The sequence below is a fragment of the Marivivens marinus genome (genome assembly GCF_035969385.1).
GTDB lineage: Bacteria > Pseudomonadota > Alphaproteobacteria > Rhodobacterales > Rhodobacteraceae > SELP01.
The window spans coordinates 167479-186798 of record NZ_JAYKKJ010000005.1 but is presented as its reverse complement, the minus strand read 5'-3'; the positions used below and the strand labels follow the sequence as shown (position 1 = coordinate 186798).

Below are 19320 nucleotides of genomic sequence, written 5' to 3'. Positions count from 1 at the left end.
ATCAGGCGGTCTGATCGTCCAGCTTGGCGTCGGGCGCGTTCTTCTTCACCGACTCGATCCCGTTGTCCCGGCCCGAGGTCGATGTGTAGCTTTCCGAGGTGCCGATCACCTGACCGTTCGTGGCCTTGAGGTTGAACATATGGCCGCCCGATTTGGTTTCCTTGCGCTCATAGCGCTTGTCATCCGGGGCGTTCTTGCGGACCGACGCGATGCCGTTCTCGCAGCTGGCCTTTGCCTTGTAGCCTTCGCTGGCCAGAATGATTTCGCCGTTGCCCGCTTTCAGGCGAAACCGGAATTCCCCGGCCTTGTCCTTGTAGATTTCAAACTTCCCTGCCACGTGAAACTCCTATGGTGCGATAAATACGTGGCCGCAGTATTGGGCGACATGGCCGATAGCGCAAGCATTCGAATGGCCCGGGGGCCAGTAAAGGCAGGCTGACCCGGCGAACAGGGATCAGCCGAAGCTGATAACGGCCATGACCACCGTGAAAATGGCAGACAGCAGGGCGATCCGGCCCAACCCCTCCATCGTTGACGCCGCCGGGGGCTGTCCATTCGCCATGGCCCGGCGCTTGACCACCTGCATTGCCAGAAGGGCAAGCGTCAGGGTGACAACCCCGCCCATCTTATAGGTAAATGCAGCGGGCATCGCCGCATATCCGCCGTGGTCCGCGACCATCCAGATGCCGGTGATCCACAGCAGAATGATCGCGCCGAAGCCGATATCGCCGACCCGCGACTGGACCTTGCCCACATGTCCGGCAATGGCCGGATCAGCGCCTTTCGTCATCCCCGCCATGACAGCAGTCGCCGCCCCGCCGCCAATGCCTACGGCCAGCGACAGGTAGTGCAGTGTCAGAAGTGTTGTTTCCACGATCGTCCCTCCCATCCATACCGCAGGGTAGGGCGTGTCGGGCCCATGTGGCAACGGGAACAATAGTTTGCCCAGAATCGGCGTCGGGCGGCACATTGGACCGCCCGAACCATTTCCATCGTCTAGGATCAGGCCTTGGCGTAGCCGAGGGTCTGAAGCGCCTCGCGGATCTCATCCAGAATCGCCGGGTCGTCGATGGTGGCGGGCATCTTGTAGTCCTGACCGTCCGCGATCTTGACCATGATCCCGCGCAGGATCTTGCCCGACCGGGTCTTGGGCAGCCGGTCCACCACCACGGCCAGTTTGAAGGCCGCAACCGGGCCGATCTTGTCGCGGACCAGCTTCACCACCTCCTTGACCACCTCGTCATGCGGGCGGTCACAGCCTTTGTTCAGGCAGAGGAACCCCATGGGCAGTTGCCCTTTCAATTCGTCGCTGACGCCAATCACAGCGCATTCGGCAACGTCGGGGTGGGCGGCCAGAACTTCCTCCATCCCGCCGGTCGACAGGCGGTGTCCGGCCACGTTGATGACGTCATCGGTGCGGGCCATGATGTAGAGGTATCCGTCTTCGTCGATCATTCCCGCGTCGCCGGTCTCGTAGTAGCCCGGGAAGGTGGTCAGATAGGATTTGCGATACCGGTCTTCGGCGTTCCACAGGGTCGGCAGGGTGCCCGGCGGCAGGGGTAGTTTCACCGCGATCGCGCCCAGCTCGCCCGGTTTCATCGGATGACCGCCTTCGTCAAGGATTTGCACGTCATAGCCTGGCATCGCCACGGTGGGCGACCCGATCTTGACCGGTAGCGCCTCGATCCCCGCGGGGTTACCGGCGATGGTCCAGCCGGTTTCGGTCTGCCACCAATGGTCATAGACGGGAACGTTCATCACTTTCTGCGCCCATTCGATGGTGTCGGGGTCGGCCCGTTCGCCCGCCAGATAGAGCGCCCGCAGGCAGGAGATGTCGAAATCCTTGATCATCTCGCCTTTGGGATCGTCCCGCTTGATCGCGCGGAAGGCGGTCGGCGCGGTAAAGAAGCTGCGCACGTTGTGTTCCGAGATGACCCGCCAGAAGGTCGAGGCGTCGGGGGTGCCCACGGGTTTGCCTTCGAAGACAACCGTCGTGTTGCCGTGGATCAGCGGCCCGTAGCAGATGTAGGAATGACCCACGACCCAGCCCACGTCGGACGCGGCCCAGAACACATCGCCCGGATCGACATTGTAGATCGCCTTCATGGTCCAGTTCAGCGCGACCAGATGGCCCGCAGTCGGACGAACAACGCCTTTGGGCGCGCCCGTGGTGCCCGACGTATAAAGGATATAGGCCGGGTGGTCGCCTTCGACCGGGACGCAGTCCGCCGGGGCGACGCCCTCTTGCGCGGCGAACCAGTCCACATCGCGGCCCTCGACCAGCTCGGACGGGCTTTGCTCGCGCTGGAAGATGACGCAGAACTCCGGCTTGTGGTTGGCGGCCTCGATCGCGCCGTCCAGAAGCGGTTTGTAATCGACCACGCGGCCCGGCTCGATCCCGCAAGAGGCGGCGATGATCGCCTTGGGCTTGGCGTCGTCGATCCGAACGGCCAGTTCGTTGGCCGCGAACCCGCCGAAGACGACCGAATGTATCGCCCCGATCCGGGCGCAGGCCAGCATGGCCACCAGCGCCTCTGGCACCATCGGCATGTAGATGATGACCCGGTCGCCCTTGGTTACACCGCGCGCGGTCAGCGCTCCGGCCAGGCCCGCAACCTTGTCCTTCAGCTGGGCATAGGTGATCTGGTCCTTCACCCCGGTGATCGGGCTGTCATAGATGATCGCCGCCTGATCGGCGCGGCCGTTTTCGACGTGGCGGTCGACCGCGTTATAGCAGGTGTTCACGCGGGCGTCGGTGAACCATTCATACAGCGGCGCATTCGTATCGTTCAGCGCCTTGGTCGGCGGGGTGTCCCAGTCAATCGCCTTGGCCTGTTCCATCCAGAACCCCTCGGGGTCGGCCTTCCAGCTGTCATAGACGTCCTTGTAACCCATGTGCTGTCTCCTCCTCAGCGTTGGAAATGTGTTACGCGGGGGGGTGCGACGCGGGCAAGCGCCATGGCAGGGGCAGCGGCAGATTGGCGCAGAAAATTTGCAGATATCGCCGTTCGGGACTGCAAACTTTTGCAAACCCGTAGCGGACGGGCGGGATTTGCAGCCCGCGACGCGCGTTCTGCAAATCTGCAAATCTAATTTGCGAAACCCGAGTCGCGCCTAGCTGTAGAGCGTCACCGGTGTCCCGGCGAGCGCGGACATGTTCAACAGCCCGCGCGGCGTGATCGACGGGGTGACGATATGCGCCCGGTTGCCCATGCCCATCAGGATCGGCCCGACCTCCAGCCCGCCGCCTTTCATCTTCAGGATATTGCGCACGCCCGAGGCCGCATCGGTATTGGCGAAGACCAGCACATTGGCCGCGCCCTTCATCCGGCTGCCGGGGAAGATGCGGTCGCGCAGGTCCATGTCCAGCGCGGCATCGACATGCATTTCCCCCTCGTAGCAGAAATCGCGGGGCTGGCTGTCCAGGATGTCGATGGCGGCCCGCATTCGGTTGCCGGTATCGCAATCCAGGTTGCCGAACTGAGAATGAGAGCAGAGCGCGATATTTGGGGTCACGCCAAAGCGGCGCACATGGCGGGCGCAGCCGATCACTGTCTCGGCGATCTGTTCCGGGGTCGGGTTCGGGTGCACCTGCGTATCGGCCACGAACAGCGGCCCATCTTCAAGGATCATCAGCGACAGCGCCCCGACCGGGTGCAGCCCGCCCCGCCCAAGGATCTGCTGGACATAGTTCAGGTGCCACAGGAACTGGCCGAAGGTGCCGCAGATCATGCTGTCGGCCTCTCCACGATGGACCATGACGGCGGCAATCGCGGTGGTATTCGTGCGCATGATCGCCTTGGCAAGGTCCGGGGTCACGCCCTGACGGGCCATCAACTCGTGGTAGGTGCCCCAGTAGTCGCGGTAGCGCGGGTCGTTTTCGGGGTTCACGATCTCGAAATCGGTCAGCGGCCGGATCTTCAGGCCCGCCCGTTCGCACCGCCGTTCGATCACCTCGGGGCGACCGATCAGGATCGGGGTGTCGGTGGTTTCCTCCATCACCGCCTGCGCGGCGCGCAGCACCCGTTCGTCCTCGCCCTCGGCATAGACGATCTTGCGTTCGGCGCTGCGGGCAGCTTCGAACACCGGGCGCATGATAAAGGCGGACTTGAAGACCGAGGCGTCCAGCTTGCGCTTGTAGGCGGCCAGATCGTCCAGCGGGCGCTGGGCGACGCCGGTTTCCATCGCGGCCTTGGCCACGGCGCTCGCGACGACCCCCATCAGGCGCGGGTCGAACGGTTTGGGGATCAGATAGTCGGCCCCAAAGGTCAGCTTTTCCCCGCGGTAGGCGGCTGCGGCCTCGGCGCTGGTGGTGGCGCGGGCAAGGGCGGCGATACCTTCGACACAGGCCACCTGCATTTCGTCGTTGATCTCGGTCGCGCCCACGTCCAGCGCCCCCCGGAAGATAAAGGGGAAGCACAGCACGTTGTTGACCTGATTGGGGTAGTCGCTGCGGCCCGTTGCGATGATGGCATCGGGGGCAACAGCGCGGGCCTCGTCCGGCTGAATTTCCGGGGTCGGGTTGGCAAGGGCAAAGATGATCGGGCCCTTGGCCATCTTCGCAACCATCTCGGGCTTTAGAACGCCGGGGCCGGACAGGCCAAGAAACAGGTCCGCGCCGTCGATTACATCGGCCAGCGTGGCCGGGCTGTCGCCTTGGGCAAAGGCCGCCTTCTGCGGGGTCATTTCCTTTTCGCGACCGTGATAGACCAGCCCTTCGATATCGCACAGCCAGACGTTTTCGCGCTTCACACCCAGTTTCAGCAGCATATTCAGACAGGCAATGCCCGCTGCCCCGCCGCCGGTGCTGACGACCTTCACGTCCTCGAACCGTTTGCCCGCGACCTGAAGCGCGTTGGTCGCCGCCGCGCCGACAACGATGGCGGTGCCGTGCTGATCGTCATGAAAGACGGGGATGTTCATCCGTTCGCGGCAGATCTTCTCGACGATGAAACAGTCGGGTGCCTTGATGTCCTCAAGGTTGATCGCGCCAAAGGTCGGCTCCAGCGCGCAGACGATATCGGCCAGCTTCTCCGGGTCCGGTTCGTTCACCTCGATATCGAAACAGTCGATATTGGCGAATTTCTTGAACAGGACGGCCTTGCCTTCCATCACCGGCTTCGACGCCAGCCCGCCGATATTGCCCAGACCCAGAACCGCGGTGCCGTTTGACACGACCGCCACAAGGTTGCCGCGTGCGGTATAATCGCGGGCAGTGTCGGGGTTTGCCTTGATCTCCAGGCAGGCCTCGGCCACGCCTGGCGAATAGGCGCGGGACAGGTCGCGGCCGTTGGCCAGTGGCTTGGTCGCGCGGATCTCCAGTTTGCCGGGTTTCGGGAACTGATGGTATTCCAGCGCGGCGCGGCGCAGGGCTTCGCGATTGTCGTCGGACATGCGGGGGCCTCCTGTATCTTGTATGGTTTAACTTTAAACCATTTTGCCTTCCGCCGGGGAAGGGGGCCTTTCCAATACACAGCTTAAGGTGAAACTTGCAAATGGTATCGCGGGGCAGGAAGCTGCATAAACCCTTGCGCCCGGACGGGCCTTGTGGTTTTTTGAATACTTGGTCAAAAAAGAGGTGCCAGATGTCCCTTGTCGATGCGGCGCGCGATGTGCGCGAACGGGCTTATGCGCCCTATTCGAATTTCAAGGTCGGCGCGGCCATCCTTGGTACGGGCGGTGCGGTGCATCAGGGGTGCAACGTGGAAAACGTGGCCTATCCCGAAGGCACCTGTGCCGAGGCGGGTGCGATTGCCGCGATGATCGCTGCAGGCGAAACCGAGATCGCCGAGGTGGCAGTGATCGCCGACAGCCCGATCCCGGTGTCGCCCTGTGGCGGCTGCCGACAGAAGCTGGCCGAATTCGGGAAACCCGGGGTCAAGGTGACGCTGGCCACAACGGATGGCAAAACGCTGGAAACCACCATCGGCGACCTGCTGCCCGGCGTCTTCACCGAAGACTACATGGTGCGGAGTTGACGATGGACGCCCGCGCGATCATCGCCAAACTACGCAACCGCGACATCCCGACCGCCGAGGAATTGCAGTGGTTCGCCAATGGGTTGGCCAGCGGAGCCGTGTCAGACGCGCAGGCCGGGGCCTTTGCCATGGCGGTTCTTCTGAACGGGATCGGGGCCGAGGGCAGGGTCAACCTGACCCGTGCCATGCGCGACAGCGGTGATGTGCTGCGCTGGGACATGCCCGGCCCGGTGGTCGACAAACATTCGACCGGCGGGGTGGGCGATTGCGTGTCGCTGATCCTTGCGCCCGCGCTGGCGGCCTGCGGTGCCTTCGTGCCGATGATTTCGGGCCGGGGGCTGGGCCATACGGGCGGAACGCTCGACAAGATGGAAGCGATCCCGGGCGTCGTGGCCCAGATCGAGGAAGACAAGCTGCGGCCGCTCGTCCGCAAGGTCGGCTGCGCCGTGGTCGGGGCGACCGGGCGGATCGCCCCGGCGGACCGTCGGCTCTATGCCATTCGCGACGTGACCGCGACCGTCGAATCCATCGACCTGATCACCGCATCGATTCTGTCCAAGAAACTCTCCGCCGGGCTGGAGGCCCTGGTCATGGACGTCAAGGTTGGCACCGGCGCCTTCATGAAGACCGCCGATGACGCCCGCGCGCTGGCCCGGTCGATTGTGGACACTGCCAACGGGGCGGGCTGTGCGACCGCCGCGCTGATCACAGACATGAACGAACCACTGGCCCCGGTCCTTGGCAACGCGCTCGAGGTCGCGATCTGCATGGAGGTGATGGCTGGAAACCGCGCCGCCGCCCCGCGCCTGCACGACCTGACCGTGTCGCTGGGCGGGCGGCTTCTGGCGCTTGTGGGCGAAGAGGAAGGCGAGGCGGAAGAGAAGATGGCCGAGGCGATATCCTCGGGCCGCGCCATGGCCCATTTCGCGGCTATGGTGGCCGAATTGGGCGGCCCGCCGGACATGGAAAAGGACTGGATGACCCATCTGCCCAAGGCGCCAGTGATCGGCGACGTGCCCGCGCCACTGGATGGATATATCAATGAAATCAATGGTGAAGCTTTGGGGTTGGCGGTGGTCGACCTTGGCGGCGGGCGTCGGGTTGAAACCGACCGGATCGACCCGGCGGTTGGCCTGACCGACGTGGTGGGGCGCGGCGTGAAGGTGGCGAAGGGCGATCCCCTGTGCACGATCCATGCCCGGACCGAGGCCGGGGCCGAGGCTGCGGCAAAGGCCGTCATCGCCGCGATCAGGATCGGTGACGCGCCAGAGCCCTTCCCCCTGGTTCACGAAAGGATCGACTGATGCCGCGCGCGTTTCTTCTGGTGATCGACAGCGTCGGGATCGGCGGCGCGCCGGATGCCGACAGCTATTTCAACGGCGATGTGCCGGATACCGGCGCCAATACCGTTGGCCATATCGCGCAGGCCTGCGCCGACGGGCGTGCAGTTGAGGGGCGCAGCGGCCCGTTGTCTGTTGGCACGTTGGACACATTGGGGTTGGGCGCGGCCCTCCGCGCCTCGACCGGGATTGCGACGCCGGGGCTGGACGCGGTGCCAACCGGCGCCTGGGGCGTCGCCCGGGAAGCATCACGTGGCAAGGACACGCCCTCGGGTCACTGGGAACTGGCCGGCGTGCCGGTGCCGTGGGATTGGCACACCTTCCCCGACACCCAACCGGCCTTCCCCGAAAAGGTGACCGAGGCCCTGTGCAAGGCCGCCGGCACCGAAGGCATTCTTGCCAATTGCCACGCGTCCGGCACCAAGGTTATCGCCGATTTCGGGGCTGAACATCTGCGCACTGGCTGGCCCATCTGTTACACCTCTGCTGACAGTGTTGTGCAAATTGCGGCCCATGAAACGGCCTTTGGGCTGCAAAAATTGTATGATTTGTGCAAGTCCGTTGCGCCGCTTCTACACAGAATGAAGGTCGGGCGGGTCATTGCCCGCCCCTTTGTCGGCTCTGTGGAAGAGGGGTTTACCCGCACCGCCAACCGCAAGGACATCGCCATCGCGCCGCCCGCGCCGACGCTTTGTGATTGGGTGCAGGGGGCCGGTCACCCGGTCTATGCGATCGGCAAGATCGGCGACATCTTTTCCATGCGCGGGATCGACGAGGTCCGCAAGGGTCGCGATGCCGAGCTGATGGGTCACCTGTCCGATCTGGTGGAAGAGGCCGCCGATGGCGCGCTGGTCTTTGCCAATTTCGTCGAGTTCGACAGCGAATACGGGCACCGGCGCGACGTGTCCGGCTACGCCCGGCATCTTGAATGGTTTAATGCTGAACTATCTGAAATCCTGCCCCGCCTGCGGGACGGTGACCTGCTGATCGTCACCGCCGATCATGGCAACGACCCGACCTGGGTGGGCACCGACCACACCCGCGAACAGGTGCCTGTTCTGGTTCACGGGATCGGCGCGCGCGCCCTTGGCACATTGGCCTTTACAGACATCGCCGCAAGCGTGGCCGCCCATCTGGGCGTGCCCGCCCAAGGCCCCGGACGGAGTTTTCTATGAGTTACAGATCCCTGCCCAAGGTCGAATTGCACCTGCACCTCGAAGGGGGCGCACCGCCCACCTTCATTCGCGGGCTCGCAAAGGAAAAGAACATTGATATCAGCAAGATATTCAATGAAGACGGCAGCTATGCCTACCGTGATTTCGACCATTTCCTTCAGGTCTACGAGGCCGCCTGCACGACCCTGCAAGGCCCCGAGGATTTCCGCCGTCTGACCCTTGCCGTGCTGGAGGAAAGCGCCGCAAACGGCGTGGTCTATTCCGAAACCTTCCTGTCGCCGGATTTCTGCGGCGGCGGTGATCTGGCCGCCTGGCGCGACTATCTTTCCGCGATGGAGGATGCCGCCGCCGAGGCCGAAGCGAGAATGGGCATCACGCTCAAGGGCATCATCACCTGCATCCGCCATTTCGGGCCGGAGCAGGCGAAGACCGCCGCCCTCTGTGCCGCCGAGACCAAGGGCGATTTCATTACCGGCTTCGGCATGGCCGGGGCCGAGATGATGGGCCGCCCCGGTGATTTCACCTATAGTTTCGACATGGCGCGCGAGGCCGGGCTGCGCCTGACCTGTCACGCCGGGGAATGGGGTGGGCCGGACATGGTGGCCGACACGATCCGCGACCTGCGGGTGGAGCGGATCGGCCATGGGATCAACGCGATCCACGACCTTGCCCTTGTCGATCAGATCGCCGAGGCGGGCATCACGCTTGAGGTTTGCCCGGGGTCCAATGTGTTCCTTGGCGCGGTGAAATCGTGGAAGGACCATCCCATCGCCCGCCTGCGCGAACGGGGAGTGAATGTCACCGTGTCGACTGACGATCCACCCTTCTTCAAGACCACGATGACCGACGAATTCAACATGCTGGCCAAGGTTTTCGGCTGGGAGGAAGAGGAATTGCGCGCCCTGAACCAGACCGCGCTTGACGCGGCCTTCTGCGATGACGCAACCAAGGACAAGATCGCGAAACGTCTGGAGGCCGCCCAATGACCCAACAACTGACCGTCGTCGACCACCCGCTGGTCCAGCACAAGCTGACCCTGATGCGCGAGGTCGATACGTCGACCAAGTCGTTCCGCCAACTGCTGCACGAAATCAGCCACCTGCTGGCCTATGAGGTCACGCGCAATCTGCCGATGACGACCAAGACGATCGATACACCATTGTGCCAGATGGATGCGCCGACGATTGACGGGAAAAAACTGGCGCTGGTGTCGATCCTGCGGGCGGGCAACGGGCTGCTTGACGGTATTCTGGACCTGATCCCCAATGCGCGGGTCGGTTTTGTGGGTCTTTACCGGGACGAGGAAACGCTTCAGCCGGTGAAGTATTACTTCAAGGTTCCGGCCGAGTTGGAGGACCGTCTGACCATCGTGGTGGACCCGATGCTGGCCACCGGGAATTCCTCTGCCGCCGCCATCGATATGTTGAAGGAGGCCGGGGCGAAGAACCTGATTTTCCTGTGCCTGCTGGCCGCGCCCGAGGGCATCGCCCGCATGAAAGAGGCCCATCCCGACGTGCCGATCGTCACAGCATCTGTAGACGATCACCTGAACGACCATGGATATATTGTCCCCGGACTAGGTGATGCGGGCGACCGCATGTTTGGTACGAAATAGGGGGGTAATCTCCTTTACACACGCCTGATTGTCATGCATTCTTCGACAAATTCTGTTCGGGGGAATGATTGTGCTGTCTCGCGTCGCATCTGCTGCCATGATTGCGGTTTTGGTGAATGGGCCCGCATTTGCGCAGGGCGCGCCTGCTGAGCTTCCCCCGGCCAGCTACACCGGCACACAATATGTAGACAGCAACGGCTGTATTTTCATTCGCGCAGGTATCGGTGGTGTGACCACCTGGGTGCCGCGCGTCGACCGGAACCGCCAGCAGCTGTGCGGCTATTCACCGACGCAGGTGGCCGGTGCCCCGGCCGCCGCCGCGCCCGCCGCCCCGATCATCCAGATGGCACAACCCGAAAACGTCGCCGCGGCGCCGTCGCGCCCTGAAGGTCCGGCGCCGATGGAAACAGTGGCCTCCGTGACAACGCCGCCGACCGTCCGGGCCACCACCCCGCAGATTGCGCCGCCGCCCGGAACCCCGACCCCGGTCCGGGCAACGGCCCCTGCGCCAACGCCCAGCCCGGCAGTGGTAGAGCAGCCCGAACCGCGCCGGATTAGTCGCGCCGAAGCCTGCGACGGCAAATTCGGGGTGCAACCGCGCTATATCAGTGCCCGGACGGGGCAGCCGATCGATTGTGGTCCGGCCCCGGTTCTGGCCAGCGCCGCGCCGATCCCGACAGCCGCCCCGGCTGCCCCTGCGGCCAGCACGGAACCGCGCCGCATGACCATCGCAGAGATCTGCACGGACATCAGCGCAACTGGCCGCCGCTATATCAATGCCCGGACCGGGCTGCCCGTCCGTTGCGGCCCGCAGACCCAGCCGGTCAGCGCGACCGTGGCCGCGACGGTTCCCGCGGCCATTGCCCGGCCCACGGCCCCGATGTCCCCGGCGTCACCCGCCGCCCCGTCGGCCCCCGTCGCGGTTGCCTCTGCGCCCGTTGCGCCGGTTGCCGCCCCGGTGGCGACGTCCTGCCCGGATCTCAGCCCGGTCAGCGCGCGCTATCTGTCAGGGCAGGGCGTTCGCTGCGGCCCGCAAACGCAATCGCCGTCGGGCACTGTCAGCCGCGCTGCGCCGATGACGACCCCGCAGACCCATCAGTCTAACCGCACGCAAGTCGGCGGATGGTTCGCTCCGCCGCCGCTGTCAAACCCGCCAGTCGCTACGCCGCACCGGGCCACCCCGCCGGAAGGCTATGAACCCGCGTGGGATGATGGGCGTCTGAACCCGAACCGCGGCCCGCAGCTGGTGCGGAACGTGCACAGCTCTGCCCGGGCCGTGGCCCCGACCCAGACCGCGCCGGACCAGCAGCAACCGCAGGTCGCGGCCAGCCACCGCTATGTTCAGGTCGGCACCTTCGCCAACCCCGCCAACGCCGAAGCCGCCGCGCAGCGGTTGATCGCGCTCGGCCTGCCCGCCCGGCGGGGCACTGTGACCCGCAATGGGCAGGAATTGACTGTCATCGTCGCGGGGCCCTTTGCCTCGCAATCCGCGCTCGGATCGGCCCTGTCGGTGGTCCGAGGCGCGGGATATTCCGACGCGTTCCTGCGTCGCTAACCGGTTCTCCCGGGAAAGGGCCTCGCGCTGGTTATGCGGGGCCTTTTCTTGGGCACCGGTCAGCCCCCGCAAATCCCCTGAAGCGCGACCCAATCCCTGTCCGACAGGATTGGCGGTGCGGTGCTGCCCGCCATCGGGTCGGCCTCGATCAGGTCAAGCGTGGTTTCCCCGGTGATATCAACGGCATAGGCAAAGGGGCTGGCGGCGATTTCGGCCCGTGCAAACTGTGCGATCAAGGCGTCGGCGTCGGGCTGTGCCGGCGGCGTGCTGACCAGGGTTTCGGCGTAGCTGCGCAGAACCTCGGGCGGAAGGTCACCGGTTGTCAGCAGGGTAATCGTGGCCCGCAGGCCCGCCGCCTTCAGCAAGGGGTCAAGCGGGTCGGATGACAGGTTGTGCGCCAATTCGGCCAGAACATAGCCCGCAACCACGGCGGGATCCTCATAATCCTCGACTAGCCCGCGATTCAGGAGGGTAATCCCGCCGGGCAGGCTACGCGACGTGGGCACGCCGTCGGGCACCACCACAAGCTGGATCTGGCTGCCGGCCCCCAGAACCCGGGCGCGCAGCCGCGTCAGCGCCGCCGTGCCCATCGCGTCGCGGCAACTTGGGCCAGTCAGGCGTTGCATATGGCCCAGAAGGGTCGCGCCGATCTCGCTGCGCTTGGCGGGCGGAACAACGCCCAACGTATGGTTCCGCAGCGCATCGGGCAGCCACAGAAACCCAAGCGCCGCCATCCCCGCAACCGACATCGCCAGTCCCAACCAGCGCAACCGGCCGGGCCGGGGCCGTCGCCGGGCGATGGTCTTGCGCACGGTTTCCACCGCGCCGATCATGATGTCGTCCTCGACCTCAAGCGTTTCGCTGCGTTCCGCATCCGGGGCAAAGACCGCCGGGCGCTGGCCCGGGTTGACCCGTTCAATGGCGGCAAGCGACCAATGGGTCAGGGGTCGGCCCGCGCTATCGGCAATTACCAGCGTCGCATCGCCGAAAGACACCGTGACCTCGCGCCGCTGTTCCCCGGGCGCCGCGCGCCACAGGCCGGTCGATTCCAGACGTTCGTATTGCGAAAGTGCCGTCATGCTGCCCGCGTGCTGTTTTGCCCGCAATGATAATACGTTGTAACCCTTCTGGGTAGGCTTGATCGCGGTTCGGGGGCGCGGGTTTTTCGCCCTACACCTTCGGCATCTTGGGCACTAGGGTCTGGCCGACTCATATTAGTTCTGCGGGGTGTTCCATGTCCTTGGCCAACGGTCTGTCCTATCTTGCCATTCCCGGCCCGTCGGTGATGCCCGACCGGGTGCTGCGGGCGATGCATCGGCCCGCGCCGAACATCTATACCGGGGAACTGCCCGACCTGACCCACAGCCTGATCCCCGACCTTAAGGCCGTGGCCGGGACCGATGGCAACGCCACGATCTATATCGCCAATGGTCATGGATTGTGGGAGGCGGCCCTGTGCAACACCTGTTCGCGCGGCGACAAGGTGCTGGTTCTGTCCTCGGGCCGGTTCGGGATCGGCTGGTCGGAAATGGCCACCGGGCTGCATCTGGACGTGGACCTGATGCATTTCGGTGAGCGGTCGCCATTTGATTTCGACCAGATCGAAACGGCGCTACGGGCCGACACCGGGCAAAAGATCCGCGCGGTGCTGATGTGCCATGTCGATACGTCGTCGTCGATCCGCAACGATGTGCGGGCGGTGCGGGACCTGCTGGACGCGGTCGGACACGGGGCGCTTTTGATGGTGGATTGCATCGCCTCGATGGGCTGTGACCGCTACGAGATGGACGCCTGGGGCGCGGATGTGACCATCGCCGCCTCGCAAAAGGGGCTGATGACCCCGCCGGGGATCGGGTTCGCCTGGTTCAACGACAAGGCGGATCGCTGGCGCGAAGATGCGGATCTTGCCAGTCGCTACTGGGATTGGCGGCCGCGGGCGAAGCCGGAGATGTATTACCAGTATTTCGATGGAACCGCCCCGACCCATCACCTTTATGGCCTGCGCGAGGCGCTGGACATGATCGGTGAGGAAGGGTTGGAAAATGTCTGGACCCGGCACGAAACGCTCGCCCGTGCCATCTGGGCCGCCTGCGATGCATGGGGGCAGGGCGGGGCGCTGCGGTTGAACGTGGCGGACCCGGCGCACCGGTCCCATGCGGTCACCTCGGTCGGGATGGACAGCCCCGATGCCGACCGGTTGCGGCATTGGTGCGAGTTTGAGGCCGGGCTGACCCTTGGGATCGGGCTGGGCCGGGTGCCAGAGGATGCATGGTTCCGGATCGGGCATATGGGACATGTGAACGCCCATATGATCCTTGGGGTCATCGGCACGATTGATGCGGGACTGAAGGCGCTGGACATTGCGCATGGATCGGGCGCGGTCGAGGCCGCAACGCGGGTCATCGCCGGAACGGTGGGTTGAAACCCACCTTACGGCCTGCGCTGACCCCGTAAGGTGGGTCTTGACCCACCTAACCCCGCAGCCGTCCGATCAGGGTGATGGTCCGGTCCACCGCCGCTGCGGTGATCGCCACCCAGATCGCCCCGGCCACCGCGTGGATCACCCAAAGCCCCATGAACAGGATCACCCAACACATGGTCAGGAAGGCGTTGGTGTAATTCTCGACCGGGCGGGGGATATGCGGCTCTGGCATCGGCGGGGTCCTTTTCTCCGCACAGTTTAGCCCGTTTCCACCAAAACGCGGTTAACGTTTCCGTGCGTCGGCCAAGGCGCCCGGCAGGGCGGCGGCAAAGGCGTCGATGTCTTCGGCGCGGCCCACGCTGACCCGGATGCAGCGATCCTGTGGCGCGACGAAGGGCATCCGTACGAAGATGTCCCGCGCCACCAGACCCGACAGGACCGCACGGGCGAAATCACCATCCGAGCCGCAGTCGATGGCAACGAAATTGGTGGCCGACGGAACAGCCCGCAGCCCGTTGTCGGCGGCAATCGCTGCGATCCGGTCTCGTGCGGCGGCGACGGTTGCCCGGATATGGGCCAACCAGTCCGCATCCTGAATGGCGGCCAGCGCCCCGGCCTGGCTGATCCGGCACATGCCGAAATGGTTGCGCACCTTGTTGAAGGCGGTGATCACATCCGCGGCGCCGATGGCATAGCCGACCCGCGCCCCCGCCATCCCATGGGCCTTGGAAAAGGTCCGCATCCGGATCACGCGGGGGTCGTCCGGGTCGGTCGCGGGCACAGCCTCGGCTGGGGCAAACTCGATATAGGCCTCGTCCAACACAAGCAGGCAGCCGTCGGGCACTTGGCGGATCATCTTTTCGATGGTCTCGGCCCGGTGCCATGTGCCCATGGGGTTGTCGGGGTTGGCGATATAGATCAGCTTTGCCCCCACCTCGCGGGCCTTGGCGATCAGCCGGTCGGGGTCTTCATGGTCGCCGGTATAGGGGACGGTGTGCAGCACCCCGCCGAACCCGGCCACGTGATAGTTGAAAGTCGGGTAGGCCCCGGCCGAGGTGACAACCGCATCCCCCGGCCCGACGAACAGGCGCACCACAAGGCCCAACAGCCCGTCGATCCCTTCGCCAATGGCGATATTGGGGGCCGGCACGCCAAGCGCCGCCGAAATTGCCGCCCGAAGCTCATGGCTTTCGGGATCGCCATACATCCAGACCTCGGACGCGGCCCGTTCCATCGCGGCGATGGCGCGGGGCGACGGGCCGAACAGGCTCTCGTTCGCCCCAAGACGGGCGGCAAAGGGACGGCCCCGCGCGCGTTCCTGCGCCTCTGGTCCGACAAAGGGGACGGTGGCAGGAAGGCTCTGGGCGAGCGGGGTCAGGCGGGGATCATCTGTCATGGGGGAAGATAAGCGCCGAAATTCCCCCCTGTGCAAGGGGTTGGCGGCAGGATGGGCGCACATAGGTTGGATCAGAAGGGAGATTGCCCATGACCAAACTGACCCGACGCGGGTTCATCCTGACCGCCGCCGCCGCTGCGGGCGTCCGGACCCTGCCGCAGATCGCGGCCCGGACCGGCGGGCGGCGCATCCTGACGCTCGTCTATGACAAGGGATTGGGGATGATGCGGGCGGTGGACCGGGTCGTGCCATAGCGGTGGGTCAAGACCCACCTTACGAGGCGCCGGGGGTAAGGTGGGTTTCAACCCACCACCCCTGTCAGTCCCGCAAAAATTTGCGCCGGGCCTCTTCCGCCATGGCAAGTTTCGTCTGAAGCCGGGATAACTCGGCCATCACTGCCTTGCGGTCCGCCGGATCGGTCAACCCGGCCAATTGGGCCTTCACCGCCTCGATCTGCCGCTTGATGGTAATCTCCTCGGGCAGGGCGCCCGCCTCGGCCATGATCCGGAATCCGACGGCCTCGCCCGGATCGACAAAGGCGTCACCGGGCCGCTCGGGCAGTGGCTTTCCCTCGCCCGACAGACCCTGCAATTTGCCCTCGGCCCGCGCCTTGAGCATCCGCCGTTCCGCGATCTTGTCGAGCCACCGGGGCATGGGCCGTTTCCTGCGCTAATGCATCGGAAGTGTCGCACCGACGCAGGAGAGGAGCAAGTCGTCTTCGGGGTGTGCCCGGCCAATCCAAGGACTGGCCGGTGCCGTGTCTCAGCCGATCTCGGCCAGACGCGCCAGCGCGGCGGTCAGCTGCGCCTCTTCCTCTTCGCGCAGGGCAAGGTTGGCGCGGGCCTCTTCCACCACCTCTTCGGGGGCAGAGGCGGCGAATTTGGGGTTGTTCAACCGGCCCCGCAGCCCGCCCAGCTCCTTCTGCAACTTGCCCAGGGTCTTTTCGAGCCGCGCCTTTTCCTCGGCCACGTCGATGATATCGGCCAAAGGCAGGCCAAACGTCGCCCCTTCGACAGGGATGGTCGCCGTGCCTTTGGGGAAACTGTCGACCATGCTCAGGCTGTCGATCCGTGCCAGACGCTTGATCATCGCTTCGTTGTTGTTCCAAGCGGCTTGGCCGTTTGTGTCCAGTGACGACACCACCAGGGGCACTTTCAGACCTGCAGGCACATGCATTTGAGCGCGGACTGACCGGACGCTTTCGATCAGGGTGATGACCCAGTTCATCTCGCGGTCTGCCTCGGTATCTACCAGATCAGCCGCATTGTATTCCGGCCAATCCGCATGGATCAGCATTTTCGGGCGCTCGCTATTCGAGATGCCCCACAGCTCTTCGGTGATAAAGGGCATGAACGGGTGCAACAGGATCAGGCATTGATCCAGAACCCAGGCAAGCGTCTGCTCGGTTTCGGTCCTGGCGGCGGCGTCCTCGCCCTGTAGAATCGGCTTTGACAGCTCGACATACCAGTCGCAGACCTTGCCCCAGACAAAGGCGTAGAGCGTCTGCGCCGCGTCGTTGAAGCGATAAGAGGTCAGGGCCTCGTCGACCTCGCTCAGCGTTTTGGCGGTTTCACCGATGATCCATTTGTTTAGCGTATTTTGCGCGTCGGGCCGTGCGTTTTCGCCCGCAAAGGCCACGTCGTAATGATCGGCAAAGCTAAAGGCGTTCCACAGCTTGGTGCCGAAGTTGCGGAAGCCCTTGATCCGGTCCTCGGACAGTTTCAGCACGCCGCCGATCGCCGCCATAGAGGCATTGGTAAAGCGCAGCGCATCGGCCCCGTATTCATCGACGATCACCAGCGGGTCGATGACATTGCCTGTGGTCTTCGACATCTTCTTGCCCTTCTCGTCGCGGACAAGCTGGTGCAGATAAACGGTGTGGAACGGGTTCTGGCCCATGACCGCATGGGACATCATCATCATCCGCGCGACCCAGAAGAACAGGATATCCTGCCCGGTGATCAGAACGTCGGTGGGGAAGTATTTCGACGTGCTATCGTCCCAATTGGGCCAGCCTAGGGTGCCGAAGGGCCAGAGGCCGGAGGAGAACCAAGTGTCGAGGACGTCCGGGTCGCGGTAGATCGGGAGTTCGTCGTCAAACGCATCAAGCGATTCAACAGCTTCTTCCATGTCGGCCACGGCCTTACAGGGTTGTTCAAAAAATGAGCTGGCTTTTTCGACGGCCTCGGCCTCGGTTGCTGCGCAGATCGCTACGGTCATAGACGACTCGTGCACCGTGACGCCTGGGATCTCCTTTGGATCGACGACAAGAGCCGTCAACGGAGCATACCAAACCGGAATCTGATGCCCCCACCACAGTTGGCGCGAGATGCACCAGGGCTCGATGTTTTCCAGCCAGTGGTAATAGGTCTTTTCGCCGGACTCCGGCATGATCTTCACATCGCCATTGCGGACCGCGTCCAGCGCGGGGCCGACGACCTTTTCGGCGTCGACGAACCATTGGTCGGTCAGCATCGGCTCGATCACAACCTTCGACCGGTCGCCAAAGGGCTGCATGATCTTCTTGGCCTCGACCAGCGGGACCAGCGCCGCCGGGTCGTCATCCTCGCCCAGCTTGCGGCCCAGAACCGGGTTGTCGGCGCGGGTCATCACGGCCAGCCCCTCGGCGGTGATTTCGGCAATCACCTTTTCGCGCGCCTCGAACCGGTCCAGCCCGCGCAGGTGATCGGGGACAAGGTTGATGGCGTCGGCCTCGGCCTCGGTCAGGGTCCGCTCGCCCTTGGCCACGGCCATGGCGGTGGTCGCGCAGTCTTCGTAGGACGCGCCATCGGCCCGCATCGCACCCTTTACGTCCATCAGGCGATACATCGGGATGCCGCCGCGCTTGGCCACCTGATAGTCGTTGAAGTCATGCGCGCCGGTGATCTTCACCGCGCCCGACCCGAAATCCTTGTCCGGATATTCATCGGTGATGATCGGGATCAACCGGCGGTGTTCCTTCGGTCCGACCGGAATTTCGCAAAGTTTTCCGACGATTGGGGCGTACCGTTCATCCGATGGATGAACCGCGACCGCGCCGTCGCCCAGCATGGTTTCGGGGCGCGTGGTGGCGATTGAGATGTAATCGCGCTCTTCCTCCAGCACGATATTTCCATCCTCGTCCTTCTCGACATAGGTATAGGTCGCGCCGCCGGCGAGCGGGTATTTGAAGTGCCACATGTGACCGTCGACCTCGATATTCTCGACCTCTAGGTCGGAAATCGCGGTCTCGAAATGCGGGTCCCAGTTGACCAGCCGCTTGCCGCGATAGATCAGGCCCTTCTCGTACATGTCGACGAAAACCTTGATCACCGCGTCGTGGAAATTGCCCTGCGCGTCGGCCTCGGGCGCACCGGGGGCGCCGGACATGGTGAAGGCGTTACGCGACCAGTCGCAGGACGACCCGAGCCGTTTCAGCTGGTCGATGATGGTGTTGCCGTATTGGCCCTTCCATTCCCAGACCTTGGCCAGGAAATCCTCGCGGCTCATGTCGGTGCGGCGCAGGTTGCTTTCGGCCTTCAGCTTCTTTTCGACCTGAAGCTGGGTGGCGATGCCCGCGTGGTCCTGCCCCGGCTGCCAGAGGGTGTCAAAGCCGCGCATCCGGTGCCAGCGCACCAGAATGTCCTGAAGCGTGTTGTTGAAGGCATGGCCCACATGCAGCGCGCCGGTCACGTTGGGGGGCGGGATCATGATGGTGAAGGTGTCATCGCGCGAGGCATTGGCCCCGGCTTTGAACGCGCCTGCGTCCTCCCACATCTTGTAGATGCGGGCCTCGGCCTCGGCGGCGTTGAATGTCTTTTCCATCGGCATGATCGTCCCTTTCGCGCGGCAGGTTTCGC

17 protein-coding genes are annotated in these 19320 nt (G+C 64.2%); 8 read left to right on the top strand and 9 right to left on the bottom strand.

Annotated elements, in window-relative coordinates:
- Position 1: 1 nt before the first annotated feature.
- The 4 genes from U3648_RS09960 to U3648_RS09945 all read right to left on the bottom strand — a co-directional run bounded on the left by U3648_RS09960 (position 2) and on the right by U3648_RS09945 (position 5394).
- Positions 2–337, bottom strand: a complete 336-nt coding sequence (locus tag U3648_RS09960) for a YegP family protein (RefSeq protein WP_129684716.1) — start codon at positions 335–337, stop codon at positions 2–4.
- A gap of 117 nt (positions 338–454) precedes the next feature.
- A complete protein-coding gene (locus U3648_RS09955; protein WP_420859081.1) occupies positions 455–874 on the bottom strand; it encodes a hypothetical protein in 420 nt (139 codons plus the stop codon).
- Positions 875–1002: 128 nt separating this feature from the next.
- Entirely contained in the window at positions 1003–2895 is a 1893-nt protein-coding gene (gene prpE, locus U3648_RS09950) for a propionate-CoA ligase PrpE (RefSeq protein WP_420859080.1), read from the bottom strand.
- Between the two features lie 219 nt (positions 2896–3114).
- Positions 3115–5394, bottom strand: a complete 2280-nt coding sequence (locus U3648_RS09945; protein ID WP_420859079.1) for an NADP-dependent malic enzyme — start codon at positions 5392–5394, stop codon at positions 3115–3117.
- Positions 5395–5585: 191 nt separating this feature from the next.
- Between U3648_RS09945 and U3648_RS09940 the strand changes: the two genes are divergently transcribed.
- The 6 genes from U3648_RS09940 to U3648_RS09915 all read left to right on the top strand — a co-directional run bounded on the left by U3648_RS09940 (position 5586) and on the right by U3648_RS09915 (position 11663).
- A complete protein-coding gene (locus tag U3648_RS09940; protein WP_420859078.1) occupies positions 5586–5978 on the top strand; it encodes a cytidine deaminase in 393 nt (130 codons plus the stop codon).
- Between the two features lie 2 nt (positions 5979–5980).
- The gene (locus U3648_RS09935) at positions 5981–7282 is read left to right on the top strand and encodes a thymidine phosphorylase (RefSeq protein WP_420859077.1); all 1302 of its coding nucleotides are present in this window, start codon (positions 5981–5983) and stop codon (positions 7280–7282) included.
- On the top strand, positions 7282–8493 hold the full coding sequence (locus U3648_RS09930) for a phosphopentomutase (protein ID WP_420859076.1): 1212 nt from the start codon (positions 7282–7284) through the stop codon (positions 8491–8493). Before U3648_RS09935 ends, U3648_RS09930 begins: the two co-directional genes overlap by 1 nt.
- Complete coding sequence (locus tag U3648_RS09925; RefSeq protein ID WP_420859075.1) at positions 8490–9479, top strand: adenosine deaminase; 990 nt, start codon at positions 8490–8492, stop codon at positions 9477–9479. Before U3648_RS09930 ends, U3648_RS09925 begins: the two co-directional genes overlap by 4 nt.
- Positions 9476–10108, top strand: a complete 633-nt coding sequence (upp, locus tag U3648_RS09920; protein ID WP_420859074.1) for a uracil phosphoribosyltransferase — start codon at positions 9476–9478, stop codon at positions 10106–10108. Before U3648_RS09925 ends, upp begins: the two co-directional genes overlap by 4 nt.
- A 112-nt stretch (positions 10109–10220) precedes the next feature.
- The gene (locus tag U3648_RS09915; protein WP_420859073.1) at positions 10221–11663 is read left to right on the top strand and encodes an SPOR domain-containing protein; all 1443 of its coding nucleotides are present in this window, start codon (positions 10221–10223) and stop codon (positions 11661–11663) included.
- Between the two features lie 59 nt (positions 11664–11722).
- On the opposite strand, the gene U3648_RS09910 is transcribed toward U3648_RS09915, so the two are convergent.
- Positions 11723–12742, bottom strand: a complete 1020-nt coding sequence (locus U3648_RS09910; RefSeq protein WP_420859072.1) for a hypothetical protein — start codon at positions 12740–12742, stop codon at positions 11723–11725.
- A gap of 155 nt (positions 12743–12897) precedes the next feature.
- Here U3648_RS09910 and U3648_RS09905 point away from each other — a divergent pair, with 155 nt between their 5' ends.
- Positions 12898–14085 carry a pyridoxal-phosphate-dependent aminotransferase family protein gene (locus U3648_RS09905; protein WP_420859071.1) on the top strand — a complete coding sequence of 396 codons (1188 nt, stop codon included), beginning with the start codon at positions 12898–12900 and terminating at the stop codon, positions 14083–14085.
- 49 nt (positions 14086–14134) lie between these two features.
- On the opposite strand, the gene U3648_RS09900 is transcribed toward U3648_RS09905, so the two are convergent.
- Both U3648_RS09900 and U3648_RS09895 read right to left on the bottom strand, forming a co-directional pair.
- On the bottom strand, positions 14135–14317 hold the full coding sequence (locus tag U3648_RS09900; protein WP_420859070.1) for a hypothetical protein: 183 nt from the start codon (positions 14315–14317) through the stop codon (positions 14135–14137).
- 51 nt (positions 14318–14368) lie between these two features.
- Complete coding sequence (locus U3648_RS09895) at positions 14369–15481, bottom strand: pyridoxal phosphate-dependent aminotransferase (protein ID WP_420859069.1); 1113 nt, start codon at positions 15479–15481, stop codon at positions 14369–14371.
- Positions 15482–15570: 89 nt separating this feature from the next.
- On the opposite strand from U3648_RS09895, the gene U3648_RS09890 reads away from it, so the two are divergent.
- Positions 15571–15735, top strand: a complete 165-nt coding sequence (locus U3648_RS09890; RefSeq protein WP_420859068.1) for a Tat pathway signal protein — start codon at positions 15571–15573, stop codon at positions 15733–15735.
- 64 nt (positions 15736–15799) lie between these two features.
- Here U3648_RS09890 and U3648_RS09885 read toward each other — a convergent pair whose 3' ends face one another.
- Both U3648_RS09885 and U3648_RS09880 read right to left on the bottom strand, forming a co-directional pair.
- Positions 15800–16135, bottom strand: a complete 336-nt coding sequence (locus tag U3648_RS09885) for a DnaJ family domain-containing protein (protein WP_420859067.1) — start codon at positions 16133–16135, stop codon at positions 15800–15802.
- Positions 16136–16243: 108 nt separating this feature from the next.
- Positions 16244–19291, bottom strand: a complete 3048-nt coding sequence (locus U3648_RS09880; protein ID WP_420859066.1) for a valine--tRNA ligase — start codon at positions 19289–19291, stop codon at positions 16244–16246.
- Between the last annotated feature and the right edge of the window lie 29 nt (positions 19292–19320).